Annotated in this window: 15 protein-coding genes and 1 pseudogene; 12 read left to right on the top strand and 4 right to left on the bottom strand. The window is 66.9% G+C overall.

Annotated elements, in window-relative coordinates; translation table 11 throughout:
* Nucleotides 1-29: 29 nt before the first annotated feature.
* Nucleotides 30-3362 (bottom strand): DEAD/DEAH box helicase, encoded by a 3333-nt coding sequence (locus Q2T94_RS03760; protein ID WP_302262943.1) that lies wholly within the window; start codon nt 3360-3362, stop codon nt 30-32.
* Between the two features lie 104 nt (nt 3363-3466).
* On the opposite strand from Q2T94_RS03760, the gene Q2T94_RS03755 reads away from it, so the two are divergent.
* The gene (locus Q2T94_RS03755) at nt 3467-4672 is read left to right on the top strand and encodes an LOG family protein (RefSeq protein ID WP_302262942.1); all 1206 of its coding nucleotides are present in this window, start codon (nt 3467-3469) and stop codon (nt 4670-4672) included.
* A 140-nt stretch (nt 4673-4812) separates the two neighbouring features.
* On the top strand, nt 4813-5772 hold the full coding sequence (locus Q2T94_RS03750) for an ROK family protein (protein ID WP_302262941.1): 960 nt from the start codon (nt 4813-4815) through the stop codon (nt 5770-5772).
* Nucleotides 5773-5872: 100 nt separating this feature from the next.
* On the opposite strand, the pseudogene budC reads toward Q2T94_RS03750, so the two are convergent.
* Nucleotides 5873-6721: pseudogene (budC, locus tag Q2T94_RS03745) on the bottom strand (meso-2,3-butanediol dehydrogenase); the annotation flags it as partial.
* A complete protein-coding gene (locus Q2T94_RS03740; RefSeq protein WP_302262940.1) occupies nt 6610-7617 on the bottom strand; it encodes a sugar phosphate isomerase/epimerase family protein in 1008 nt (335 codons plus the stop codon). The pseudogene budC and the gene Q2T94_RS03740, both read right to left, overlap by 112 nt.
* Before the next feature lie 314 nt (nt 7618-7931).
* Here Q2T94_RS03740 and Q2T94_RS03735 point away from each other — a divergent pair, with 314 nt between their 5' ends.
* From Q2T94_RS03735 to Q2T94_RS03690, 10 genes are all read left to right on the top strand, one after another.
* Nucleotides 7932-8348, top strand: a complete 417-nt coding sequence (locus tag Q2T94_RS03735; RefSeq protein ID WP_302262939.1) for a tautomerase family protein — start codon at nt 7932-7934, stop codon at nt 8346-8348.
* A 186-nt stretch (nt 8349-8534) separates the two neighbouring features.
* A complete protein-coding gene (iolC, locus tag Q2T94_RS03730; protein ID WP_302262938.1) occupies nt 8535-9533 on the top strand; it encodes a 5-dehydro-2-deoxygluconokinase in 999 nt (332 codons plus the stop codon).
* On the top strand, nt 9530-10453 hold the full coding sequence (locus tag Q2T94_RS03725) for a Cgl0159 family (beta/alpha)8-fold protein (RefSeq protein WP_302262937.1): 924 nt from the start codon (nt 9530-9532) through the stop codon (nt 10451-10453). The genes iolC and Q2T94_RS03725 overlap by 4 nt, the downstream gene beginning before the upstream one ends.
* Before the next feature lie 30 nt (nt 10454-10483).
* On the top strand, nt 10484-12415 hold the full coding sequence (gene iolD, locus Q2T94_RS03720; protein ID WP_302263358.1) for a 3D-(3,5/4)-trihydroxycyclohexane-1,2-dione acylhydrolase (decyclizing): 1932 nt from the start codon (nt 10484-10486) through the stop codon (nt 12413-12415).
* 43 nt (nt 12416-12458) lie between these two features.
* Nucleotides 12459-13979 (top strand): CoA-acylating methylmalonate-semialdehyde dehydrogenase, encoded by a 1521-nt coding sequence (locus tag Q2T94_RS03715; protein ID WP_302262936.1) that lies wholly within the window; start codon nt 12459-12461, stop codon nt 13977-13979.
* A 133-nt stretch (nt 13980-14112) separates the two neighbouring features.
* The gene (locus tag Q2T94_RS03710; protein ID WP_302263357.1) at nt 14113-15045 is read left to right on the top strand and encodes a sugar phosphate isomerase/epimerase family protein; all 933 of its coding nucleotides are present in this window, start codon (nt 14113-14115) and stop codon (nt 15043-15045) included.
* 68 nt (nt 15046-15113) lie between these two features.
* On the top strand, nt 15114-16127 hold the full coding sequence (locus tag Q2T94_RS03705) for a Gfo/Idh/MocA family protein (RefSeq protein WP_302262935.1): 1014 nt from the start codon (nt 15114-15116) through the stop codon (nt 16125-16127).
* A 23-nt stretch (nt 16128-16150) separates the two neighbouring features.
* Nucleotides 16151-17035 carry a sugar phosphate isomerase/epimerase family protein gene (locus Q2T94_RS03700; RefSeq protein ID WP_302262934.1) on the top strand — a complete coding sequence of 295 codons (885 nt, stop codon included), beginning with the start codon at nt 16151-16153 and terminating at the stop codon, nt 17033-17035.
* A 66-nt stretch (nt 17036-17101) separates the two neighbouring features.
* On the top strand, nt 17102-18067 hold the full coding sequence (locus tag Q2T94_RS03695) for a sugar phosphate isomerase/epimerase family protein (RefSeq protein WP_302262933.1): 966 nt from the start codon (nt 17102-17104) through the stop codon (nt 18065-18067).
* Between the two features lie 1043 nt (nt 18068-19110).
* On the top strand, nt 19111-20610 hold the full coding sequence (locus Q2T94_RS03690; protein WP_302262932.1) for a sugar porter family MFS transporter: 1500 nt from the start codon (nt 19111-19113) through the stop codon (nt 20608-20610).
* A gap of 37 nt (nt 20611-20647) precedes the next feature.
* On the opposite strand, the gene Q2T94_RS03685 is transcribed toward Q2T94_RS03690, so the two are convergent.
* Nucleotides 20648-21649, bottom strand: coding sequence for a LacI family DNA-binding transcriptional regulator (locus Q2T94_RS03685; protein WP_302262931.1), 1002 nt, complete (start codon nt 21647-21649; stop codon nt 20648-20650).
* Nucleotides 21650-21733: the final 84 nt, after the last annotated feature.

The raw sequence follows: 21733 nt of genomic DNA, 5'->3' as shown, positions 1-21733 counted from the left end.
GGCATGTGGCCCCGAAACAAGGGGAGGGATTAGCGCAGCAGCTCGCGGATGTCGTCCGCGTTGAGCACCTTGCCGAAGCCCGCGCCCTCGTCCATGACCGAGGAGATGAGCTGGCGCTTGGAGTCCTGCAGCGCCACCACCTTTTCCTCGATGGTGTTCTTGGCGACCATCCGGTAGACCATCACGTTGCGGGTCTGCCCGATGCGGTGCGCCCGGTCCACGGCCTGCGACTCGGCGGCTGGGTTCCACCACGGGTCCAGCAGGAAGCAGTAGTCGGCCTCGGTGAGGTTCAGCCCGAAGCCGCCCGCCTTCAGCGAGATCAGGAACACCGGGGCGACCCCGGACTTGAACGAGTCGATGACCTCGGCACGCTTGCGCGTGGACCCGTCCAGGTAGGCGTAGGGCACCCCCGCGGCATCCAACCGGTCAGCGGCCTTCTTCAGGAAGGAGGTGAACTGGGAGAAGATCAGCGCACGGTGGCCCTCGGCCAGCACGTCCTCCAGCTGTTCGAAGAGCACATCGAGCTTGGCGCTGGGCACGTGCGCGTACTCCGGGTCCACCAGCGAGGCATCGAGCGAGAGCATGCGCAGCAGGGTCAGGGACTGGAAGATCGTAAACCGGTTCTTGTCCATGTCATCGACCAGGCGCAGCACCTTCTGGCGCTCGCGCTGCAGGTGCGTGTCGTAGACCCGGCGATGCTCCTCGCCCAGCTCCACGTGCAGTACCTGTTCCTGCTTCGGCGGCAGGTCGGTGACCACCGCGTCCTTGGTCCTGCGCAACATGAACGGGCGGATCCGACGGCGCAGGCGCACCAGCGGCTCGGCCAGTCCCTGGCGCTCGATGGGGCGCTGGTAGTTCTCCGCAAAGCGCACGGCCGAGGGGAAGAGCCCGGGGGAGACGATGGCGAAGATCGACCAGAGCTCCATGAGGTTGTTCTCCATGGGCGTGCCGGTGATCGCCAGCTTGAAGCGGGCGGGCATGTCCCTGGCCACATGGTGTGCCTTGGTGGCCTTGTTTTTCACGAACTGCGCCTCGTCCAGGATCAGCCCGGCCCAGGGGATGTCCGCATACGCGTCGTCGTCCAGGCGCAGCAGCGTGTAGGAGGTGACGACCACGTCGTAGTCCTTGGCCAACTGTGCCAGCGAGGCGGCGGCGCGCGACTCGGTGTCGGTGATGGCCACGACCCGCAGGGACGGGGCGAAGCGCGCCGCCTCGTCCTTCCAGTTGGAGACCACCGAGGTGGGGGCGACCACCAGGAAGGGAGCGCGCACGCCGGCCTGGGCGCTGATGCCCTCGAACGCCGCGGGGTTCTCCCACACCTGGTGCGCGTGCAGGATCAGCGCCAGGGTCTGCAGGGTCTTGCCCAGGCCCATGTCATCGGCCAGCACCCCGCCCAGGCCGTTGCGCCACAGCGTGGCCAGCCAGCCGAAGCCCTCCACCTGGTAGGGGCGCAGCGTCGCATTCAGCGTCGGGGGCAGGTCGGCCACCTCGGTGGTCTTCAGGTTCACCAGCGAGTTCAGCGCGCCCACCCACGCGTCGGGTCCCTCGATGCGGGAGGCCAGGTCCTCCAGCTCCTCCCACATGGAGAACTGGTAGGGGGTCAGCGAGATGTCCGCTTCCTTGTCCTTCATGTCCCGCAGCCCGCCGGCCTCGGAGACCAGGGCGCGCAGCTTGTCAAAGAGCGGATCGGCCAGGGAGAAGTAGCTGCGGTCAGGCATCAACAGCTTGGTGTGTCCCTGGATCAGGGCACGCAGGATGTCGGCAAAGGGGATCTGCCGCTCGCCGATGGAGATCAGCAGGCCCAGGTCGAACCAGTCGCGGCGGTCCGATTCCACCGTGGTGATGACCAGCTCCGGCGCCTCGGTGAGTTCGTGGAATTCCGGGCGGGTCCCGGCCTCCGAGAGCACCAGGTCCTGGACCTCGGTGAGCTCCGGCAGCACGCGGCGCACGAAGTCGATGACCTCCAGGCCCTGGAAATGCCGGGGCCCGAGCACCGAGGACTCGAAGGCGGGGTGCCGGTTCAGGATCTCCAGCACCGCCGATTCCAGGGCGGACTCCACCAGGGTGTCGCGGTCTGCGGCATCCACGACCATGCCGTTGTAGTCGAAGACCCAGTCCACGTCGACGGTTTCCCGCGAGCCGTAGCGGATCTTGGCCACCAGCTTGGGCGGCAGCACGGGGGGCAGCTCGACGGAGGCGTCGGGGCTGGTCACGCGCAACTTGCGGGCCAGTCGCGGGTAGACGCGGGAGAAGAACTCCTCGGTTTCCGCCGCCGGCACGTTCAGGGTCTCGGGGTGGTGCAGCATGGCCAGCTCGCTATGGCTGAGCCCGCCGGGGACCTGGCCCAGGAAGATCTCGCTCTGGTCCTCGTTGGCAACATACACGCCGTGGCTGCCGATGGAACCGGCGGCGGTGTGCGCATCGAGGATGAAGCCGTGCCCGCCCAGGGACACCGAGGGGGCCAGCGCCAGGCCGTCCTCGGCCGCGCGGGTGCCCAGCGCCACCTGGGCCGGGGAAGCCAGCAGGATCCTGGTGTACGTCCGGGTTCCCACCAGCGCCACGCCCAGGGACCTGGCCTCGGCCAGCAGCTCCCAGAGCAGTGCCGAGGAATACTCGTCGAGGTACAGCCAGTCGTTGTCCTCGCCGAAGTAGAGTTCGCCCTTGGCTCGGTAGAGCGGCACGAACTGGCAGAACCAGCGGTGCTGTTCGACATCCAGGTTCAACCCGAAGGTCTTGAAGCTGATGGTGTTCCAGCGCAGGTTCGACCGCGCCCAGCGGTCGGACCCGGAACGCACCACCGGGCGCACGCCCAGGCGCCAGCGCCGGGAGGCCACCTTCAGCTGCCCCACCCCGGAACCCGGGGCCCACTGCTGGTGTGCCGAAAGCGTGGTGTCCTGCAGCTCGAACTGCAGGCCCATCTGCAACACCGGGTGCTTGGAGTTGGGTCCGCCCAGGGACTTGGCGGCTGCCGGGGCCGGGGCAAGCAGTTGCTGCAGGGACTGCTGCCACGCCGGGACCGCGACGGCGGTGTTGCGGTACACCACGTCCTTGGCCCGCAGGTGCATGGAATTGGAGTAAATGAGCACGGCGGCCACGTGGCGGCACTTGGGCGCATCGCCGCAGTTGCAGGTGGCGTCGTCGATGACGCGCTCGCCCTTTTTCATCGCCAGCGTGATGCCCACGCCGCAAGCGGGTTCGCCGTCCTCGGACACCGTCCCGGACAGGTTCTGCTGATCCGGATCCCACAGGAACTCGCTCAGAGCGGCGTCGGTGGCCAGCACCTTGCCGCGGGTGAAGGAGACACCGCCAACGACACGCAGGATTTCACGCGCATCGACCATGGGAAAAGCAGATTCGGTCATCCTCCTATCGTTTCACGTCTGGCACCCCAGCACGAACCGCGACCGGGCGGAGGTGGACGACCAATGCGGGCCCTGGCCGTGAAATTCGCCTAGTCTTTGATGTCATGGACAGCACTCCGGCCTTGCACCCGCTCCCGCGCGTCATCGAGATTGCGTCGCTGGCCGATTTCGACAGGCACGCAGCGGCCGCTCTGGCCCTCACCGACAAACGCCTGGCCGCTTCCATGCACGGCTGGCACGTGCAATCCGTTGACCTGCGTGCCCGGGGCGCGATGCTGGAAAAACTGCGGGCCGCCGGTTCGGTGTTCATGGGGTGCGAGATCGAGGGCAAGATCGAGCGCCGCTTGCGCGGGGGAGGGGCGCTGGTTTTCCCCGAGATCCCGGGCCTGCCTTTCGATCCCTATCGCGGGGAACTGTACTCCGGAGGCGAACTTTATGCGGGGTTGGAGACCGGGTCCTACGAAACGGTCCCGGATGCGCGGATCTACGCCTGGCTCTCGCACCGCTACGGGGCCGGGGCGCACGACGCGTTGAACGCGGCCCTTTCCTCCACGCTGCACGACCACGCCATCGGCGCGCGGCTGGAATCGCAGATCCGCGACGGGGCACTGGCCCATGCACCGCTGGTCGGCGTCATGGGAGGTCATGCGCAACAGCGCGGCAGCGACGGTTACGCGACGGCGGCCCGACTCGGCTACGCGCTCTCCGGTGCGGGGTTCATCGTCGCCACCGGCGGCGGGCCCGGAGCCATGGAGGCAGCGAACCTGGGCGCCTATCTGGGCGCGGGCAGCACCGAGAACCTTGCCGAGGCGCTGGAAATGCTGGCGGTCGAGCCCGGGTTCGCCTCGTCGGTGACCCGCTGGGCGCGGGCCGCCGCACGCGTGCGCGAACGCTGGCCCGTGGGGCTGGCGAACCTGGGGATCCCGACCTGGTTCTACGGCCATGAGCCACCGAACATGTTCGCCACCCACATTGCCAAGTACTTCGCCAATGCCACCCGCGAGGCGGTGCTGCTGGAAAAATGTTCCGGAGGGATCGTGTTCATGCCCGGGGCCGCGGGGACCGTGCAGGAAATCTTCCAGGACGCCTGCGAGAACTTTTACGGGGCGGCCGGCAGCATCAGCCCGATGGTGCTGGTGGGAATCGATTATTGGACCCGGACGCTGCCGGCCTACCCGTTGCTGGTGGACCTGGCCCGCGGTCGGGCCATGGAGGACATGGTCTTCCTGGTCGACGAGCCGTCCGAGGCAGTGCGCATTTTGGTGGAGCTCAACGACGGTTCGATTTCCGGTGTACGGGGACTGGCATGAGTGCCACGGCCAGCGGCGGTAAAAGGTAGGATACTAAAGATAATTTCCCCAAGTCCGCGACTGTCCCCGGCCAAATTCCTGACCGCCACGCCGGGCTGTCACCGTGGGTTCGTTGCACACGCAAAAACCGAAGAGGGCACATGCCAGCGGAAGACCTAGCCATCGGCGTCGATATCGGTGGAACAAAGATTGCGGCAGGTCTGGTGACCCGCGACGGCACAGTGATGGGCCGGCTCCGTCGGCCCACGCCCGGCCACGATGCACGCGCCGTTGAGGCGACGGTTGTCGAGTTGGTGACAAAGCTCGGTGAGCAGGCGCCCCGGGCCGTGGTCGGTGTGGGCGCGGCCGGATGGATGGATTCCAGCGGGAGCACCGTGCTCTTCAGCCCCCACCTTGCCTGGCGCAACGAACCCCTGCGCGCACGACTTGAGGACGCACTGGGGCGCACCGTGATGTTGAGCAATGACGCCGATGCGGCCGGCTGGGCCGAACACCGCTTCGGTGCGGCGCGTGGCGAAAACGAAATGCTCTGCCTGACGCTGGGAACCGGAATCGGCGGAGCCATCGTCCTGGGCGGGAAGCTGCAGCGCGGCAGGTTCGGCGTCGCCGGGGAATTCGGACACCAGACGCTGGTTCCCGGCGGACATCGCTGTGCCTGCGGAAACCGCGGGTGCTGGGAACAATACGCCTCGGGCAACGCGCTGGGACGCGAGGGGCGGGCCCTGGCCGGTTCCAACTCCCCGGTGGCCCACGCGCTTCGGGCCGAAACCAACGGGGACGCCTCTGCGGTGACTGGGGAAATGGTCACGCGTCTGGCGGAAGCCGGAGATCCGGCATGTGGCGACCTCGTCGCCGAGGCCGGTGAATGGCTCGGTCTGGGATTGGCGAACCTTGCCGCTGTGCTGGACCCCGGAATCATGATCATCGGCGGAGGGCTGGGATCGGCCTCGCCCTCACTGATCGAGACGGCGACCAGCGCCTACCAAAAGGCGCTGAGCGGGCGGGGGTATAGGCCCTTTGCGAAAATCGCCCGGGCCGAGCTGGGACCGGATGCAGGTCTCGTCGGTGCCGCTGACCTGGCACGGCTGCCCCGCGGCTGAAGACCCGGAACGCCGAAGGCGGGTTCCGCGCGGTCGTGGAACCCGGCCTCCGGACATTGTGTCCTAAAGTGGGCGAGGCGTTCCCGAAGACGGTCGTTCCGCCGTCGACGGGAATAATGGCCCCGGTGATGTAACCGGCGTCCGGGCTGGCCAGGAACAAGACTGTCCGGGCGATGTCCGCCGGTGTCGCCGGCCGATCCAGGGCCAGCCTGTCCAGCAGCCGGGCGGCGAATTCCGGGTCCTCCAGCCTCTGGCGGGTCAGCTGCGTATCGGTGAAGGCAGGGGCCACGGCATTGACCCGCACCCCATGGGTGCCCAGATCCAGGGCCAGGCTTTGGACCATGGCGTTGAGCGCGCCCTTGGTGGCGTTGTAGGCGAACTGGTTCCAATCCCCGCGTATTCCCGAGACCGAGGAAACGGCCACGACGTTGCCGTGGCTGGCCTTCAACGCCGGCAGGGCCGCCCTGGCCAGGAAGATGAATGCGTCCACGTTGACAGCGTGCATCCGCGCCCAGACATCGTCCTCGAACGTCTCGAGTTCGCTGGGTTCGCACCAGCCGGCATTGCTGACGACGATGTCCAGGCGGCCGAAACGTGCCAGCAACTCGGCAACGGACCGCTCGACCTCGGAGCGATCGGTGACATCGCAGGCCAGCACCAGGGACCGGTCTTCCGGATGGTCTTGGGCAGTGGTGCGCAACGAGTCGGTGGTGCGGCCCAGCACCGCCACGCATGCGCCCTGCTCCAGGAACCCCTGGGCGATGCCGCGCCCGATGCCCGAGCCGGCGCCGGTGACCAGCACGACCTTGCCTTCGTACGGGTAGCGCGCCCAGGCGATCAACGGACCGAAACCTCCAGGGTGGCGTTGGCTTCGCGCAGTACGGCTGAGGCCACTTCCAGGCCCTCGATGCGACCTAGGGACACGTCCTCGTGCTCGATATTGACCCACATCTCGGGATCGACCTCCTGCAGCGCGCGCAGGAACTCGGTCCAGTACGCGGTGTCGTGTCCCTTGCCCAGCGCCACGAAGTCCCAGGCGGCATCCTTCGGCCACTCGTTGGCCCACTCGTCGCCGCCCAGGTTGGTGCGGGGCTCGGACGGGTCGAGCTTGCGGAAGCGGTTGTCCAAAACCCCGTAAATGGCGGCCGACGGGTTGACGCGAACGTCCTTGGCGGCTGCATGGAACACCAGCGGGCCCAGGTCGCGGATTACCGCCACGGGATCCATCTGCTGCCAGAAGAGGTGGGAGGCATCGAGTTCGACGCCTACGTGGGTCGCACCGGTGCGTTCGACGAGCTCGCGGATGCCGGCCGGGTTGAAGACCACGTTCTGCGGGTGGAGCTCAAGGGCCACCTTCACCCCGTGGTCGGCGGCGAGCTTGTCGGTTTCCTTCCAGAAGTCGGCGGCCACGCCCATTTGGTAGTCAAGGACGTCAAGTGCCGCGGAGTTCCAGGCGTTGACGATCCAGTTCGGTGTCGTGGCGCCGGGTTCCCCGCCGGGCAGGCCGGACATGGTGACGACGCGGTCCTGGCCCAGGCGTTCGGCCAGGCGGATGGAGCGACGGATATCCTCGGCGTGGGCGTGGCCGATCAGAGGGTTGGGGTGCAGTGGGTTGCCGTTGCAATTGAGTCCCGCGATCGAGACGCCGGTGCCCTCGAAGAGGCCCAGGTATTCGTCGCGGGCAATATCACTGGAGAGGATCTCGTCGAACGTCGGCACGTGCACCGCCGGCAGGAAACCTCCGGTGTTGATTTCAATGCCGGTCAATCCAACCTTGGCAATGGCTTCAAGCGCCTCGGGTAGCGAACGGTCGTGCAGGATGGCGTTGTAGACACCGAGTTTCATGGCTTTCCTAGCTTTCTTGGATGGGGAAGGGCTTGCAGCTGTCCGTGTAGGGGCGGCCGATGACCGCCGCCGCGGTGGCGGGCGACGTCTGCAGCTGGAGACTGACACGCAATCTTGGAGCGCTCCAAAACGTGACGCACCTAAAATATATCCACACAAGGTCACGTTGTCCATACATGGATGCGGAAGGGGGGCGTTCGCGCGGTGAATGACAATTCACTCTTGACTTTGTAAGTATGTCAGGACAAACTGTTTTCAGGACCCGCCGGACCGAGACGGGTCGGTGGACTTGAACTGAAAGAGGGGTCGGACCCATGCCGATGATTCGCATTGATGTCGCCGAGGGGCGCACGCCCGAAGGGTTGGCTGCGCTCAGCAGGGCGATCCATGCCGCGGTGGTGGGGGAGTATCGCATCCCGGAGGGTGACTACTTCCACGTCATGACCGAGCATCCACGCGGGCAGATCGTCGCCCTGGATGCCGGGCTCGGGTTTGGCCGCAGTGATGCGGTGGTGATGATCCAGGTTTTCACCCAGCGCGGGCGCTCCGGGGAGGCCAAGGCCGCGCTGTTTGCCGCGATCGCACGCGAACTCCGGGCCGTCGGCGTGGCCGGCGAGGACGTTTTCATCGGTTACTCGGAAAACGGTGCCGAGGACTGGTCGTTTGGTTTTGGCCGGGCCCAGTATTCCACCGGCGAGCTGGCAGTTCCCGGCGCCGGGGAGGCGCCGTGAGGGCGCATGGTCCGATCCCGCCGTCCGTCACGTTACGCTCGTTGTAAATATGACAGTACAAACCTTTGACAGGACAAAGTTTATGGTGCAGAGTATTGCCTGTGGCTTGACTCACAGCACAGAGATCTTCGAGGCTGATGGGCAACCGGTCAGCCAGGAACCAGACAAGAAAGGACGTCGATCCGCGTGACCCACGACGTACTCACCATCGGACGCATCAGCGTCGACGTCTACCCGAACGACATCGGTGTTCCCCTCGGCGAGGTTAACAGCTTCGGCAAGTACCTGGGTGGTTCGCCAACCAATGTGGCGGTGGCCGCAGCCCGCCACGGGCGCCGTACCGCGGTCATCACCCGGATTGGTGACGACGAGTTCGGCAGCTACCTGGAGCGCGAGCTGGACAAGTTCCAGGTTGACCGCAGGCATGTCAGTCGGGTCCCCGGGCTGCAGACGCCGGTCACCTTCTGCGCCATCATGCCGCCGGAAGACTTCCCGCTCTACTTCTACGGACGCTTCCCCACCGCACCGGACTGGAAGATCACCGCCGAGGAATTGGACGTCGATGCCATCCGAAGCTCGCGGATCTTCTGGTCCACCGTCACCGGACTCAGCCAGGAGCCAAGCGCAGGCGCCCACATCGCCGCGCATGAGCTCAGGACACGCGAGACGCTGGCGGCAAACCAGTTCACGGTCCTGGACCTGGACTACCGCCCCATGTTCTGGGAATCGGAGGAAGCCGCCCGCGCCCAGGTCGCCAAGGTCTTGCCCCACGTCACCGTCGCCATCGGCAACGACAAGGAATGCGCGGTGGCAGTCGGCGAGGGCACCCCCGACGAGCATGCCGACCGCCTGCTGGCCGCCGGCGTGGAGATCGCCGTGGTCAAGCTCGGCCCCGAGGGCGTCATGGCCAAGACCCGCACCGAACGCGTGGTCTCTGCCCCGGTTCCCGTGCAGACCGTCAATGGCCTCGGCGCGGGGGACTCCTTCGGCGGTGCGTTCTGCCACGGACTGCTCTCCGGCTGGCCCCTTGAACAGGTCCTGGACTACGCCAACGCGGCAGGCGCCATTGTCGCCTCCCGCCTGGCCTGCTCCGACGACATGCCCACCCCATCCGAGGTCAACGCGCTGTTGGCCGAACGCGGCCGCACCGTACCCGGGCCGGCAACCATCGAGGTCTCCCCATGAGCAACAACCCGGCCATCGACCGCGAGGACCCGCGCCGCTACGCGCACCTGACCACCATCCGCCTGGAGGACCCGGGAGCCGTGGCCCGTGCGGCTGCCACCCGTATCCGCCACGAGGGGGCGCGGACCGGGAGGCAGAACTTCATCATCGCCGCAGACCACCCGGCCCGCGGCGCACTATCGGTCGGCAACCGTACGATGGCCATGGCCGACCGCCGCGACCTGCTCGACAGGCTGCAGATCTCACTGCAAAACCCCGCGGTTGACGGCGTGCTGGCAAGCCCCGACATCCTCGATGACCTGCTGCTGCTCGGTGCGCTGGACCACAAGCTGGTTTTCGGCTCGATGAACCGCGGCGGGCTCTCCGGATACGTCAACGAGTTCGACGACCGCTTCACCGGCCACACCGCACAGGCGCTGGCGGACATCGGCGCCGACGGCGGAAAGATGCTCACCCGAATTGCCCTGGGCGACCCCGCGACCGCCGTGACACTCGAGGCCACCGCCCACGCCATCGATGAGCTGGCCGAACGCAAGCTCATCGCCATGGTCGAGCCGTTCCTCTCCGAATGGCACAACGGGCGGGTCCGCAACGACCTGGGTCCCGACGCCGTCATCAAGTCGGTGGGCATCGCCTCCGGGCTTGGCGGCACCAGCGCCTATACCTGGATGAAGCTTCCGGTGGTCCCGGACATGGAACGCGTCATGGCCGCCACCACGTTGCCCACCGTGCTGCTGGGAGGGGACCCTGAGGGCTCTCCCGACGAGGTGTTCGCCACCTGGGCGGCCGCACTGGCATTGCCGGGAGTCCAAGGCCTGACGGTCGGACGCACGCTGCTTTACCCGGCAGACGGCGACGTCGCCTCGGCGGTGGCCACCGCCGCTTCCCTGTTGAACCACGCCACCATCCCCGCCGAGTAGGAGCACCGCAAAGCAATGGCTACACGCAGAATGACGGTCGCCCAGGCCGTCGTGGAATTCCTGGGCAGGCAGTACACCGTGGACAACGTTGGCGGGCAGGCCTACCGCGAACGGCTCATCCCGGGCATGTTCGGCATCTTCGGGCACGGCAACGTGGCCGGCGTCGGCCAGGCGCTGAAGCAGTTCCAGGTGCGGGACCCGTCCCTGATGCCCTACTACCAGGGACGCAACGAGCAGGCCCAGTCGCACCAGGCCGTCGGCTACGCCCGGCACGTCCGCCGCCGCGCCACCTACGCGGTGTCCACCTCCATCGGCCCGGGCTCCTCGAACCTGCTCACCGGCGCGGCACTGGCCACGGCCAACAGGCTGCCGGTGCTGCTGCTGCCTTCCGACACCTTCGCCACCCGCGCGGCGGACCCGGTGCTCCAGCAGCTCGAGCATTCCCACGGCTACGACATCACCGTCAACGACGCCTTCCGCCCGCTGTCCAAGTACTTCGACCGGGTCAACCGCCCCGAGCAGCTCTTCTCCGCCATGATGAACGGGCTGCGCGTGCTCACCGACCCGGTCGAGACCGGCGCGGTGACCATCTCCCTGCCGCAGGACGTGCAGGCCGAGGTGTTCGAGGTGCCCGAGGAATTCCTGGCCGAACGCGACTGGAAGATCCGCCGCCCCGAACCCGAGGCCGATGACATCGCCCGCGCCGCGCAGCTAATCAAGGCCGCCAAGCGTCCGTTGATCGTCGCCGGCGGCGGGGTGCTGTACTCCTTCGCGCAGGATGCGCTGCTGGAACTGGCGCAGAAAACCGGCATCCCGGTGGCCTACACGCAGGCCGGGGTCGGGACCATCGCCTGGGACTCGCCGCACTCCCTGGGCGCTATCGGTTCCACCGGCACCACCGCCGCCAACGCGCTTGCCGCCGAGGCGGACCTGGTCATCGGCATCGGCACCCGCTACGAGGACTTCACCACCGCCTCGCGCACCGCGTTCCAGAACCCCGGGCTGCGCTTCATCAACATCAACGTCGCACCGCTGGACGCCTACAAGCACGGCACGGCGCTGCCCATCGTCGCCGATGCCCGCAAGGCCTTGGTGGCACTGAACACCGCCCTGGGCGGGTACCGGGTCGGGGCCGACCTGGAAGCCGTGGTCGCTTCCGAGAAGCAACGCTGGGACGCCACCGTGGATACCGCCTTCGCCACCCGGCACAACCCGCTGCCGGCGCAGAACGAGATCATCGGCGCGGTCCACGGGGCCATGGACGAACGCGACGTGGTCATCTGCGCCGCCGGTTCCCTGCCCGGGGACCTGCACAAGATGTGGCGCATCAAGGACGCCCACGGCTACCACGTGGAGTACGCGTTCTCCTGCATGGGCTACGAGATCGCCGGCGGGCTGGGCGTCAAGCGCGCGGTCATCGACGAAACGTCCCGCGGCGCGGCGGAAAACCGCGATGTCGTGGTCATGGTCGGGGACGGCTCCTACCTGATGATGCACACCGAACTGGTCACCGCGGTGGCCGAGGGGATCAAGCTGATCACCGTGCTGATCCAGAACCACGGCTACGCCTCCATCGGCTCGCTCTCCGAATCCCTGGGTTCCCAGCGCTTCGGCACTCAATACCGTGAGTTGGACGCAAAAACGCATTCCTTCGACGCCGGGGCCAAGCTGCCGATCGACCTGGCCACCAACGCCGAGTCCCTGGGCGTAAACGTCATCAGGATTGAACCGGGCACCGACGCCATCGACAAGCTCGCGGCGGCGATCGCCACCGCCAAGGCGGCGCCGGAAGGCAGCGGACCGATCCTCATCCACGTCGAATCCGACCCGCTGCTGGACGCCCCGGATTCCGAATCCTGGTGGGACGTGCCGGTCTCCGGCGAATCCGACCTCGAGAGTACCCGGGCCGCCTTCCAGACCTACTCCGGGCACAAGGCCCGCCAGCGAAACTACCTGGGCTAATGCCCCCAACCAACTTCCCCCCCACCACAGAAGGAAAGCCGACATGAGCACCACCACCCAGGCCACCGCGGTGACCACCATCAAGCACTTCATCAACGGCGCCGAAACCACCGGCGACAGCAGCAACACCCAGCCGGTGTACAACCCGGCCACCGGCGAGGTCACCGCCAACCTGGCCCTGGCCTCCGCCAGGGACCTGGAGGCAACAGTGGTTGCCGCCCGCGCCGCGGCCGATTCCTGGGGGGACGCCTCCATCGCCAAGCGCACCGCCGTGCTCTTTAAGTTCCGCGAACTGCTGGCCGCCAACACCGACGAGCTGGCCCGCATCGTGACTTCCGAGCACGGCAAGGTCCTCTCCGACGCCGCCGGCGAGATCGGCCGCGGCCTGGAGGTCGTTGAGTACGCCTGCGGCATCTCGCAGTCGCTCAAGGGCGAATACTCCGACCAGGTCTCCACCGGCATCGACGTGTTCTCCTTCCGCCAGCCGCTCGGCGTGGTCGCGGGCATCACACCCTTCAACTTCCCGGTCATGGTCCCGCTGTGGATGGCGCCGGTCGCGATCGCCGCGGGCAACGCCTTCATCCTCAAGCCCTCCGAGCGCGACCCCTCCGCAGCGGTCTTCATGGCGCGGCTCTTCAAGGAAGCCGGCCTGCCCGACGGCGTGTTCCAGGTGCTGCACGGCGGCAAGGAAACCGTCGACGGCCTGCTGCACCACCCGCTCATCGACGGGATCTCCTTCGTCGGTTCCACCCCCATCGCCAAGTACGTCCATGAGACGGCCACCGCCAACGGCAAGCGCGTCCAGGCCTTGGGCGGGGCGAAGAACCACGCGGTCATCATGCCCGACGCCGACATGGAACTCGCCGCCGACCACCTCACCGCCGCCGCCTTCGGCTCGGCCGGACAGCGCTGCATGGCCATCTCCGTGGCCGTTGCCGTCGGCCCCGCAGCGGACGTGCTGGTGGACAAGCTGGTTGCCCGCGCCAAGGACATCAAGGTCTCCCACGGCCTGGACGCCGAGGCCGACATGGGCCCGGTCATCACCCCCGCCTCCAAGACCCGCATCGAAAAGATCGTGGGCGAGGCGCAGGAAGCCGGAGCAGCGATCATCGTCGACGGCCGCGACCTGGTCGTCGCCGACCACGAGAACGGCTTCTTCGTCGGCCCGACCATCATCGACAAGGTCAAGACCGAAATGACCGCCTACACCGAGGAAGTCTTCGGACCCGTCCTGGCCGTCGTCCGCGTGAACACCCTGGCCGAGGCCATCGAGGTCGTCAACGCCAACCCGTACGGCAACGGCACGGCGATCTTCACCTCCAACGGCGCAGACGCCCGCACCTACATGCGCCGCGTCCACGTTGGCATGGTCGGGGTCAACATCCCGCTGCCGGTCCCGGTGGCATGGCACTCCTTCGGCGGCTGGAAGAACTCGCTGTTCGGCGAACACCACATCTACGGTGCCGACGGCGTGCGCTTCTACACGCGCGGCAAGGCAGTCACCCAGCGCTGGCCCGAACACAAGGAAGAATCCAACGCCTCCTTCGCGTTCCCTTCCAACTAGCACCGCCCCGTTCTCCCCCGGGGACCAACACCCCCCTGGGGGGAGGGTGTACCGGCGGCGGGAAACGCCTCCCGCCGCCGGAACCCCGAATTGCCTCGCAGCCCCCCCGCTTCATGAACGAAAGGTCCGCATGATGCTGGACATCAAAAACAAGTTGATCATTGGCACCGCGCCGGACTCCTGGGGCGTATGGTTCCCGGAGGACCCGAAGCAGACGCCCTGGGAACGCTTCCTGGACGAGGTCGCCGAATCCGGGTACAAGACCATCGAACTGGGACCTTACGGATACCTGCCCACCGATCCGTCCCGCCTGGCCGACGAACTGGCGGCCCGCGACTTGAACGTCTGTGCCGGCACGGTGTTCACCGCCTTCCACCGCGGACTGGACGGCAGCGCCGCGGCTTGGGACGAGGCCTGGGAACCGGCCCGCCGGGTCGCCGAACTCACCGCCGCCATGGGCGGGGAGCACATCGTGGTCATCCCGGCCATGTGGCGCGATGACGTCACCGGGGAAGCCGTGGAGGACGAGCAACTCTCCGCAGGTGGCTGGGATGCCCTGTTCCAGGGCCACGACCGGCTGGGGAAGATCCTGGCCGAGGACTTCGGGCTGAAGCAACAGTTCCACTCCCATGCCGACTCCCACGTCTGCGCGCAGGACGACATCGAGCGTTTCCTGCAGCACACCGATCCGGCCTTCACCAACCTGTGCTTGGACACCGGGCACGCCGAATACGGGGGAGCGTCCTCGCTTGAGCTGATTTCCAATCACCCCGAGCGCATCGGCTACCTGCACCTGAAGCAGATCGACCCGGTGGTGCTGGCCAAGGTGCGCGAGTCCAACATGACGTGGGCGGCGGCCAACAAGGCAGGGGTCATGGTCGAGCCGCCGAACGGGCTGCCGGACCTGCGCGCCGTCATCGAGGCCGTCGAGGCCCTGGACAAGCCGGTGTACGGGATCGTGGAGCAGGACATGTACCCGGTCATCGACTTCTCGGTGCCGATGCCCATTGCCAAGCGCACCGCAGCTCACCTGCTCTCCTGCGGCTCACGCACCCGCGTGCGCTAGAACAACCGAACACCACCGAACCCCCACGCTTCGCCCCCGCGGGCCCCAAGGACAAGGAAACACCTAACATGAGTTCACCATTGCGCGTAGCGGTCATCGGGGCCGGACGCATGGGCGCCGACCACATCCAACGCCTGCACCACCGCATCTCCGGCGCTGAGGTCGCCGCCGTCGTCGACATCGACGAGGCCCGGGCCTCCGCCGCCATCGCCGGGATCGAGGGTGCCGTGGCGCTCACCGACGCCCAGGCAGCACTGGACTCGGCGAACGTTGATGCGATCCTGATCGCCACCCCCGGCTTCCTGCACCAGGACATCCTGTTCAAGGCCCTGGAGCGCGACATCCCGATCCTTTGCGAAAAGCCGCTGACCCCCGACGCCGCATCGTCTTGGGGGATCGTCCAGGCCGAGGCGAAGCTGGGCCGCAAGCGCATCCAGGTCGGATTCATGCGCCGCTACGACGCCGAGTACGCACAGCTGGAAACGCTCATCCGCTCGGGCGAACTGGGCGAACTGCTGATGCTGCACCACCAGCACCGCAACCCCGACACCCCGGCCGGCTTCACCAACGAGATGCTGATCAACGACTCGGTCGTCCACGAATTCGACGCCATCCGCTTCTTCACCGGCGAGGAAATCACCTCGGTGCAGGTACGCCTGGGCAAGGCCACCAAGAACGCCCCGGAAGGGCAGCACGACCCACAGCACGTGCTCATCGAAACCGAATCCGGGGTGCTGGCGGACGTGGAAATCTACGTCAATGCCCAGTTCGGCTACGAGGTCGCCACCCAGGCTTCCTTCGAGACCGGCATCGTGTCCATCGGCAACGATGCGGGCCCCTATGTGCGCACCGCAGGCCAGTGGGGCGGACGGGTGACCCCCGGCTTCGAGGAGCGTTTCGGTGCCGCATACGACACCGAGATCCAAGCCTGGGTCGACGCCGCCGCACGCGGTGAACTCGGCGGTCCCAGCGCCTGGGACGGCTACGCCACCGCAGCCTGCTGCGAGGCCGGTGTCGAAGCCCAGCGCACCGGCGAACGCGTCGCGGTGAAACTCAACGAGAAGCCAGCCCTGTACAGCTAGCAGAAACACCTAGGAACCACACCATGAAGATCGCCCTTGACCCGACACCGTTCCACCACACACACTCGCTGCTGGAATTCCCGGAGCTGGCCGCCGAACTCGGCTACAAGTATTTGCAATTGACCCCGCACAAGGACCTGCTGCCCTTCTTCACGCACCCCAAGGCCGACGACGCACTGGTCTCCGACCTGAAGGCCGCCTGCAAGAAGGCCGGCGTCGAGATCGCCTCGGTGCTGCCGGTGCACAAGTGGTCCTCCCCGGACCCGGTGCTGCGCGAGGCGGCAGTGCGCTACTGGAAGCGCGCCATCCAGATCACCGTGGACCTGGGCGTGAACCAGATGAACACCGAGTTCTCCGGCCGCCCGGAACAACCCGAGGAATCCGAGGCCGCCTTCTACCGTTCCATGGAGGAACTTGTCCCGCTCTTCGAGTCCGAGGGCATCAACGTGGCCTTCGACCCGCACCCCGACGACTTCGTGGAGGAAGGACTGGCCGGCTGGCGCATGGTCCGCGGGGTCAACTCCCCGAACCTGTCCTTCGCCTACGTCGCGGCACACACCTTCCACATGAAGGATCAGCCGCTGGACATCATGGCGGCCGTCGGCGAGAGGCTGCGTGTGGTGCACGTTGCCGACACCATGGACCACCAGGCCTCGCACGGGCTGCGCTACATCACCAACCCCCCGGGGAACGCGGTCCGTGTGCACCAGCACCTGAAGATTGGTGACGGAGACGTGAACTGGGAGGAATTCTTCGGCGGCCTGGCGGAGAACGGTTTCACCTCGCGCGAGGAAACCGTCATGGTTTCGTGCGTCTTTGCCGAGAACGACAATGCCAAGGAAGTCGCCAAGTACCAGCTGCAAACCATGCGCAGCAGTGTGGCCGCGGCCCACGCCGCACGAGTCTAGTCATCACCGCTTGCGCCCGGCCCCGAAGGGCTGGACTCAAGCACGGTAACGGGAAGGTGCTCCGCCGTGGAGATAGGAATGATCACGGACTCGCTGTCCTCACGCGGCTTCGATGACGTCTTGGACATCGCCGCTGACCTGGGACTCAGCTCGATCGAGTTGCCCACGGGCAACTGGTCCCAGGCGCCCCACTTGGACCTGGACCGTTTGCTGGACTCCGAGACGGCGCGTGCGGACTACCTGCGCAAGGTCGCCGAGCACGGATTGCGCATCAGCGCACTGAACGCGAACGGGAACCAGCTGCACCCGGTGTCGGGTCCGGCGCAGGACGCGGTATTGCGCAAAACGGTCCGCCTGGCGCGACTTATGGAGGTGCCCACCGTCGTATGCATGTCCGGATTGCCCGCGGCGGCGGGGGACAGTTCACCGAACTGGGTAACCAGCTCGTGGCCTCCGGAGAACGTGGCGATCTTGGAATACCAGTGGGAGCAGGTCGCGATTCCGTACTGGAGGGATTTTGCGTCCTTCGCCGCGGAGCAGTCCGTCCAACTGGCCATCGAGCCGTGCTTCGCGCAGCTGGTCTACAACGCGTCGACCGCCCGGCGGCTGATCGATTCCGTGGGCAGCGGGTCAATCGGAGTCAACCTGGATCCCTCGCACCTGATGGCCATGGGCGCCGATATCCCGAGCGTGATTCGCGACTTGGCCGGATCGATCGTCCATGTCCATGCCAAGGACGTGCGGCTGAACGCGCCGATCGTCGCGGCCAACGGTCTGCACGACGGCACGGCCATGACGCTGCCGCAGGATCGAGCGTGGAACTACGTGACGCTGGGCCTGGGACATCCGGCCGGTGAGGCCTTCTGGGCCGATTTCGTGTACCAGCTGCGCGCTGCCGGGTATGACGGCACGCTGAATATCGAGCACGAGGACGTGCTGGTCAACTCCGAGGAAGGGGTACGTCGGGCGGCCGCACTGCTGGGCAAGGTGGCGCTGCGTGCGGCACCGGACTGGCAGCCGGCCGACGTCTAGAACGGTTTGCGACAAGAGGCAATGCGTTTCCGTTGGCGGTCCGGTATCGCTTGTTATGCGCGCGCCCGCAGGCCGGGCATCGGACATGGATATCGGAGAGCCCGCCCCTTGTCTGCACGTTCCCCTGGCAGCGTGCCGTTCCATGAAATCCGTGATCACCGGCACTGGAAATCCAGCGTGGAGCGGTTGCAACATGCCAAGTCCAAAGCCGGGTCGCTCTCCTGCCTGCGGACCACACATCAAGATCAACACATCATCCACGAGGTTTCCTCAGCGATTCCGTCGGAGTCGCCGTCATCGGCGCGGGCATGGCTGGCACTGCCCGTGCCGTGGTGTACCGCGCGGCCAAGATCCTGTATTTATCTGGGCTCCCCGAAGTCCGGTTGGTCCCGGCCGGCGGGGCAAGTCCGGGTTCGGGCAGGCAGGGGCCGATCGCTCCGGTTTCAAACGCCCTGGTTCCTCCCCGCAGTACATCGCCGGACGGACTGAATCGGCGTGGCCGGCGCCCCGGCTCCACCGGGACGGGGCCGGTCCGGGCGCACCGGCCACCGTGGGTCACCAGGCCCGCGCCTTCGCCGGGGAGGTCGCCGGGCTGCCGGAGGGCGAATCGCAGCCGTGCTGCGCAGCGTTCGCCGAGGGTGCGCGACATGGGGATTATCGTTGCGGTCACCGGGGCGTCAGGGTCACCGTAGCCGGAAGCCAGGCCGTCTCCGCACAAGTCTGCCTGCCCGTTTTCGACGGGGCTCTGCACCGCGGCAAAGCGGCGTCGCGCTTCCACTAGGGGTTATCCATATTTGAACGCCGACGCCGAGGCCATCCCGGGGCCCGGAGGTGGGGTTTTCTGGGTGCGAATTTCTTGCGATCCATTGCATCGAACAATCTAATGACGTAATGTCCTTACATATTGATTCCGTGAAGCGCGTCACTCCCTTCGGTGGTGAAGCACAATGCTCCGGTCACCCGGATCGCATTCCCGGTCTCCTCGAATCCTCGAGTTTCCACCGACCCCACGCACTTCAACCGGTCACAACAAAGGAGTTCCCATGTCCGAAAAGCATCAGGTCTTGGCGGGGGCAAAGCTGCCCCCATTGACGCCGGGACCGCATCGGAAGCGAATCGGACTGATCTCGATCGTCGCCTGTTTCGGTGGCCTCCTGTTCGGATACGACACCGGCGTGGCCAACGGCGCCGAGGGGCCGATGGCCGAGGAGCTGGGCTTGAGCCTGATCCAGATCGGCGTGGTCATCAGTTCGCTGGTGTTCGCCGCCGCCTTCGGCGCGCTGGTCTGCGGTCAGATTTCCGACATGTGGGGGCGCCGCAAGGTCATCATCATGCTGGCGGTGCTGTTCTTCGTCGGCACACTGCTGGTGATCTTCTCCCCGGGCGGCCCGGAACCCGGCACGTTCTCACCGGCCGGCTTTGCCATTCTGGTGGCGGGGCGAATCATGCTGGGCATTGCCGTGGGCGGCGCCTCCACCGTCGTCCCGGTCTACCTGGCCGAGATCGCCCCCTACGAGATCCGCGGGTCGATCACCGGGCGCAACGAGCTTGCCATCGTCGTTGGCCAGCTGTCCGCGTTCGTCGTCAATGCGATCATCGCCGCGACCCTTGGCGGCACCATCGATGGCATCTGGCGCATCATGTTCGCCGTCTGTGCGGTTCCGGCCGTCGCACTGTTCATCGGTATGCTGCGGATGCCCGAATCCCCGCGCTGGCTTGTCGAGAAGCGCCGCTACGCCGAGGCGCTGCGGGTGCTGAAAACCGTGCGCCCCGCGGAACGGGCCCTGGCCGAACTGCACGATGTCGAGCGCACCGCCGCCGCGGAGAATAAGGGAAACAAACCGATCGGCATCAAGGCCGTGGTGACGAACAAGTGGCTCATGCGCATCATTCTCGTCGGCATCGGCGTGTCCATGGCCCAGCAGCTGACCGGCATCAACTCGATCATGTATTACGGCACCCGCGTGCTGGAGGAGTCCGGCATGTCCTCCCAGCAGGCGGTGCTCGCGAATATCGCCTTCGGTGTGGTTGCCGTGGTCGGTGGCGTCATTGCCCTGCGCAACATGGACCGCCTGGACCGCCGGAAGACGTTCCTGATCGGTCTGTCGCTGACCACTATTTGCCACGTGCTGGTCGGTGTTGCCGGCATGCTGCTGCCCGAGGGCAGCGCCGCCCGTCCCATCGTGATCCTCGTTCTCGTCGTTGCGTTCGTCTTCTCGATGCAGACCTTCCTGAATGTCGCAGTGTGGGTGTGGCTGGCCGAGATCTTCCCGCTGCACATGCGCGGCCTGGGCATCGGCATCTCCGTGTTCTTCGGCTGGACCACCAACGGCTTCCTGGCCCTGTTCTTCCCGTCGCTGGTTTCGGGGATCGGGATCACCGGTTCATTCTTCCTCTTCGCCGGGATCGGTGTGCTCGCCCTGCTCTTCGTGGCCACCCAGGTCCCGGAGACCCGCGGCCGTACCCTCGAGGCCCTCGAGGGCGACGTCTCCACCGGCGCGATCTACCTCGTTCGGGCGGAAGACGCCGAAGCCAACGCGTAAGTCACGGTGCACCCGGACCGCCCCTATCGGTGGTCCGTCAATGTTTTGAGGTGGCGCTGCTGCCCCGCACCACCAGGTGCGGGGCATGCCGGCTGGAGGCTGCGCCGGGTGACGTGGCCGCGGCCAGCGCGGCCGAGGCCAGCGCGGCGACATCCTGGCGCACGCTGGTCAGGTCGGCATGGGCCAGCCGGGCGAATTCGCTGTCATCGAACCCGGTCAGCGCGATCTGGTCGGGCACCCGGAGGCCGGCCAGGTCGATCGCCCTGCGGACGCCCAGTGCGGCCCTGTCGTTGAATGCCAGCACCGCGGTGGCCCGCTGGTCGGCCGCGGTCTCCCGCAGGTATGCGTCCAACACGTCGAAGGCGGTGGCCTCGTCTGGTCCGGCGCCGAGCACGGTTCCGGCGACGTTGCCCGCCGCGCGGGCCACGGCCCGCTCGAAGGCGGTGCGCCGCTGGGCGGCCGCCACGGCGGGGCCGCCATCCAGATGGAGCAGCCGGCGATGCCCGAGATGCAACAGGTGCGCCACCAGTTCGTCGATTCCCGCGGCCTCGTCGGTGAGCACCGAGGGCAGCTGGCGGTAGCCGCGCAACAGGCTGACCACCGGCACCTGGCTGGCCACCGGGGCCATTTGTGCCGCCGTGAGGGTGAGGGAGATGCCGATGATGGCCTCCGCCCCCGCATCGATGAGGGTATCCATGACGCGGCGCTCGTCGCGATTGCCCCCGATCGCGCCCAGGATGATCTCATAGCCCCGGGCGTCGGCCTCGGCGTACAGGGCATCGGCCAGCTCGGCATGCACGGGCTCGCCCAGCCGCAGGGCCACGCCGACGGTCCGGTTGTGGTGGCTGCGCAGTGAACGCGCGCGCGAATCCGGCCGGTATCCAAGCGCCAGCGCGGCGGCCTTGACCTTGGTGCGTGAGGCCTCGCTGGCGCCCTCGGCACCGCGCATGACGATCGAGGCCAGAGCCACGGAGACGCCGGATTCCCGGGCCACATCCGCAAGGGTGGGGCGTCGGGGCGTGGGGGTGCTCGGGGCCATGGGGGTGCCTTCCGTGTATTCACCTAGAACGATCTAGACGATTGTTTCACAGTGTGGCATAGTTGCCGGGAAAGCAGAAACTAG

The sequence above is a fragment of the Paeniglutamicibacter sulfureus genome (assembly GCF_030512175.1).
Lineage (GTDB): Bacteria > Actinomycetota > Actinomycetes > Actinomycetales > Micrococcaceae > Paeniglutamicibacter > Paeniglutamicibacter sulfureus.
This window is presented reverse-complemented; position numbering and strand designations above follow the sequence as displayed.

What these genes read in the sequence shown, in the direction of transcription:
- Q2T94_RS03760 (WP_302262943.1), bottom strand. Translation starts at nt 3,362, where the DNA reads ATGACCGAATCTGCTTTTCCCATGGTCGATGCGCGTGAAATCCTGCGT.
- Q2T94_RS03755 (WP_302262942.1), top strand. Translation starts at nt 3,467, where the DNA reads ATGGACAGCACTCCGGCCTTGCACCCGCTCCCGCGCGTCATCGAGATT.
- Q2T94_RS03750 (WP_302262941.1), top strand. Translation starts at nt 4,813, where the DNA reads ATGCCAGCGGAAGACCTAGCCATCGGCGTCGATATCGGTGGAACAAAG.
- Q2T94_RS03740 (WP_302262940.1), bottom strand. Translation starts at nt 7,617, where the DNA reads ATGAAACTCGGTGTCTACAACGCCATCCTGCACGACCGTTCGCTACCC.
- Q2T94_RS03735 (WP_302262939.1), top strand. Translation starts at nt 7,932, where the DNA reads ATGCCGATGATTCGCATTGATGTCGCCGAGGGGCGCACGCCCGAAGGG.
- Q2T94_RS03725 (WP_302262937.1), top strand. Translation starts at nt 9,530, where the DNA reads ATGAGCAACAACCCGGCCATCGACCGCGAGGACCCGCGCCGCTACGCG.
- iolD (WP_302263358.1), top strand. Translation starts at nt 10,484, where the DNA reads ATGACGGTCGCCCAGGCCGTCGTGGAATTCCTGGGCAGGCAGTACACC.
- Q2T94_RS03715 (WP_302262936.1), top strand. Translation starts at nt 12,459, where the DNA reads ATGAGCACCACCACCCAGGCCACCGCGGTGACCACCATCAAGCACTTC.
- Q2T94_RS03710 (WP_302263357.1), top strand. Translation starts at nt 14,113, where the DNA reads ATGCTGGACATCAAAAACAAGTTGATCATTGGCACCGCGCCGGACTCC.
- Q2T94_RS03705 (WP_302262935.1), top strand. Translation starts at nt 15,114, where the DNA reads ATGAGTTCACCATTGCGCGTAGCGGTCATCGGGGCCGGACGCATGGGC.
- Q2T94_RS03700 (WP_302262934.1), top strand. Translation starts at nt 16,151, where the DNA reads ATGAAGATCGCCCTTGACCCGACACCGTTCCACCACACACACTCGCTG.
- Q2T94_RS03690 (WP_302262932.1), top strand. Translation starts at nt 19,111, where the DNA reads ATGTCCGAAAAGCATCAGGTCTTGGCGGGGGCAAAGCTGCCCCCATTG.
- Q2T94_RS03685 (WP_302262931.1), bottom strand. Translation starts at nt 21,649, where the DNA reads ATGGCCCCGAGCACCCCCACGCCCCGACGCCCCACCCTTGCGGATGTG.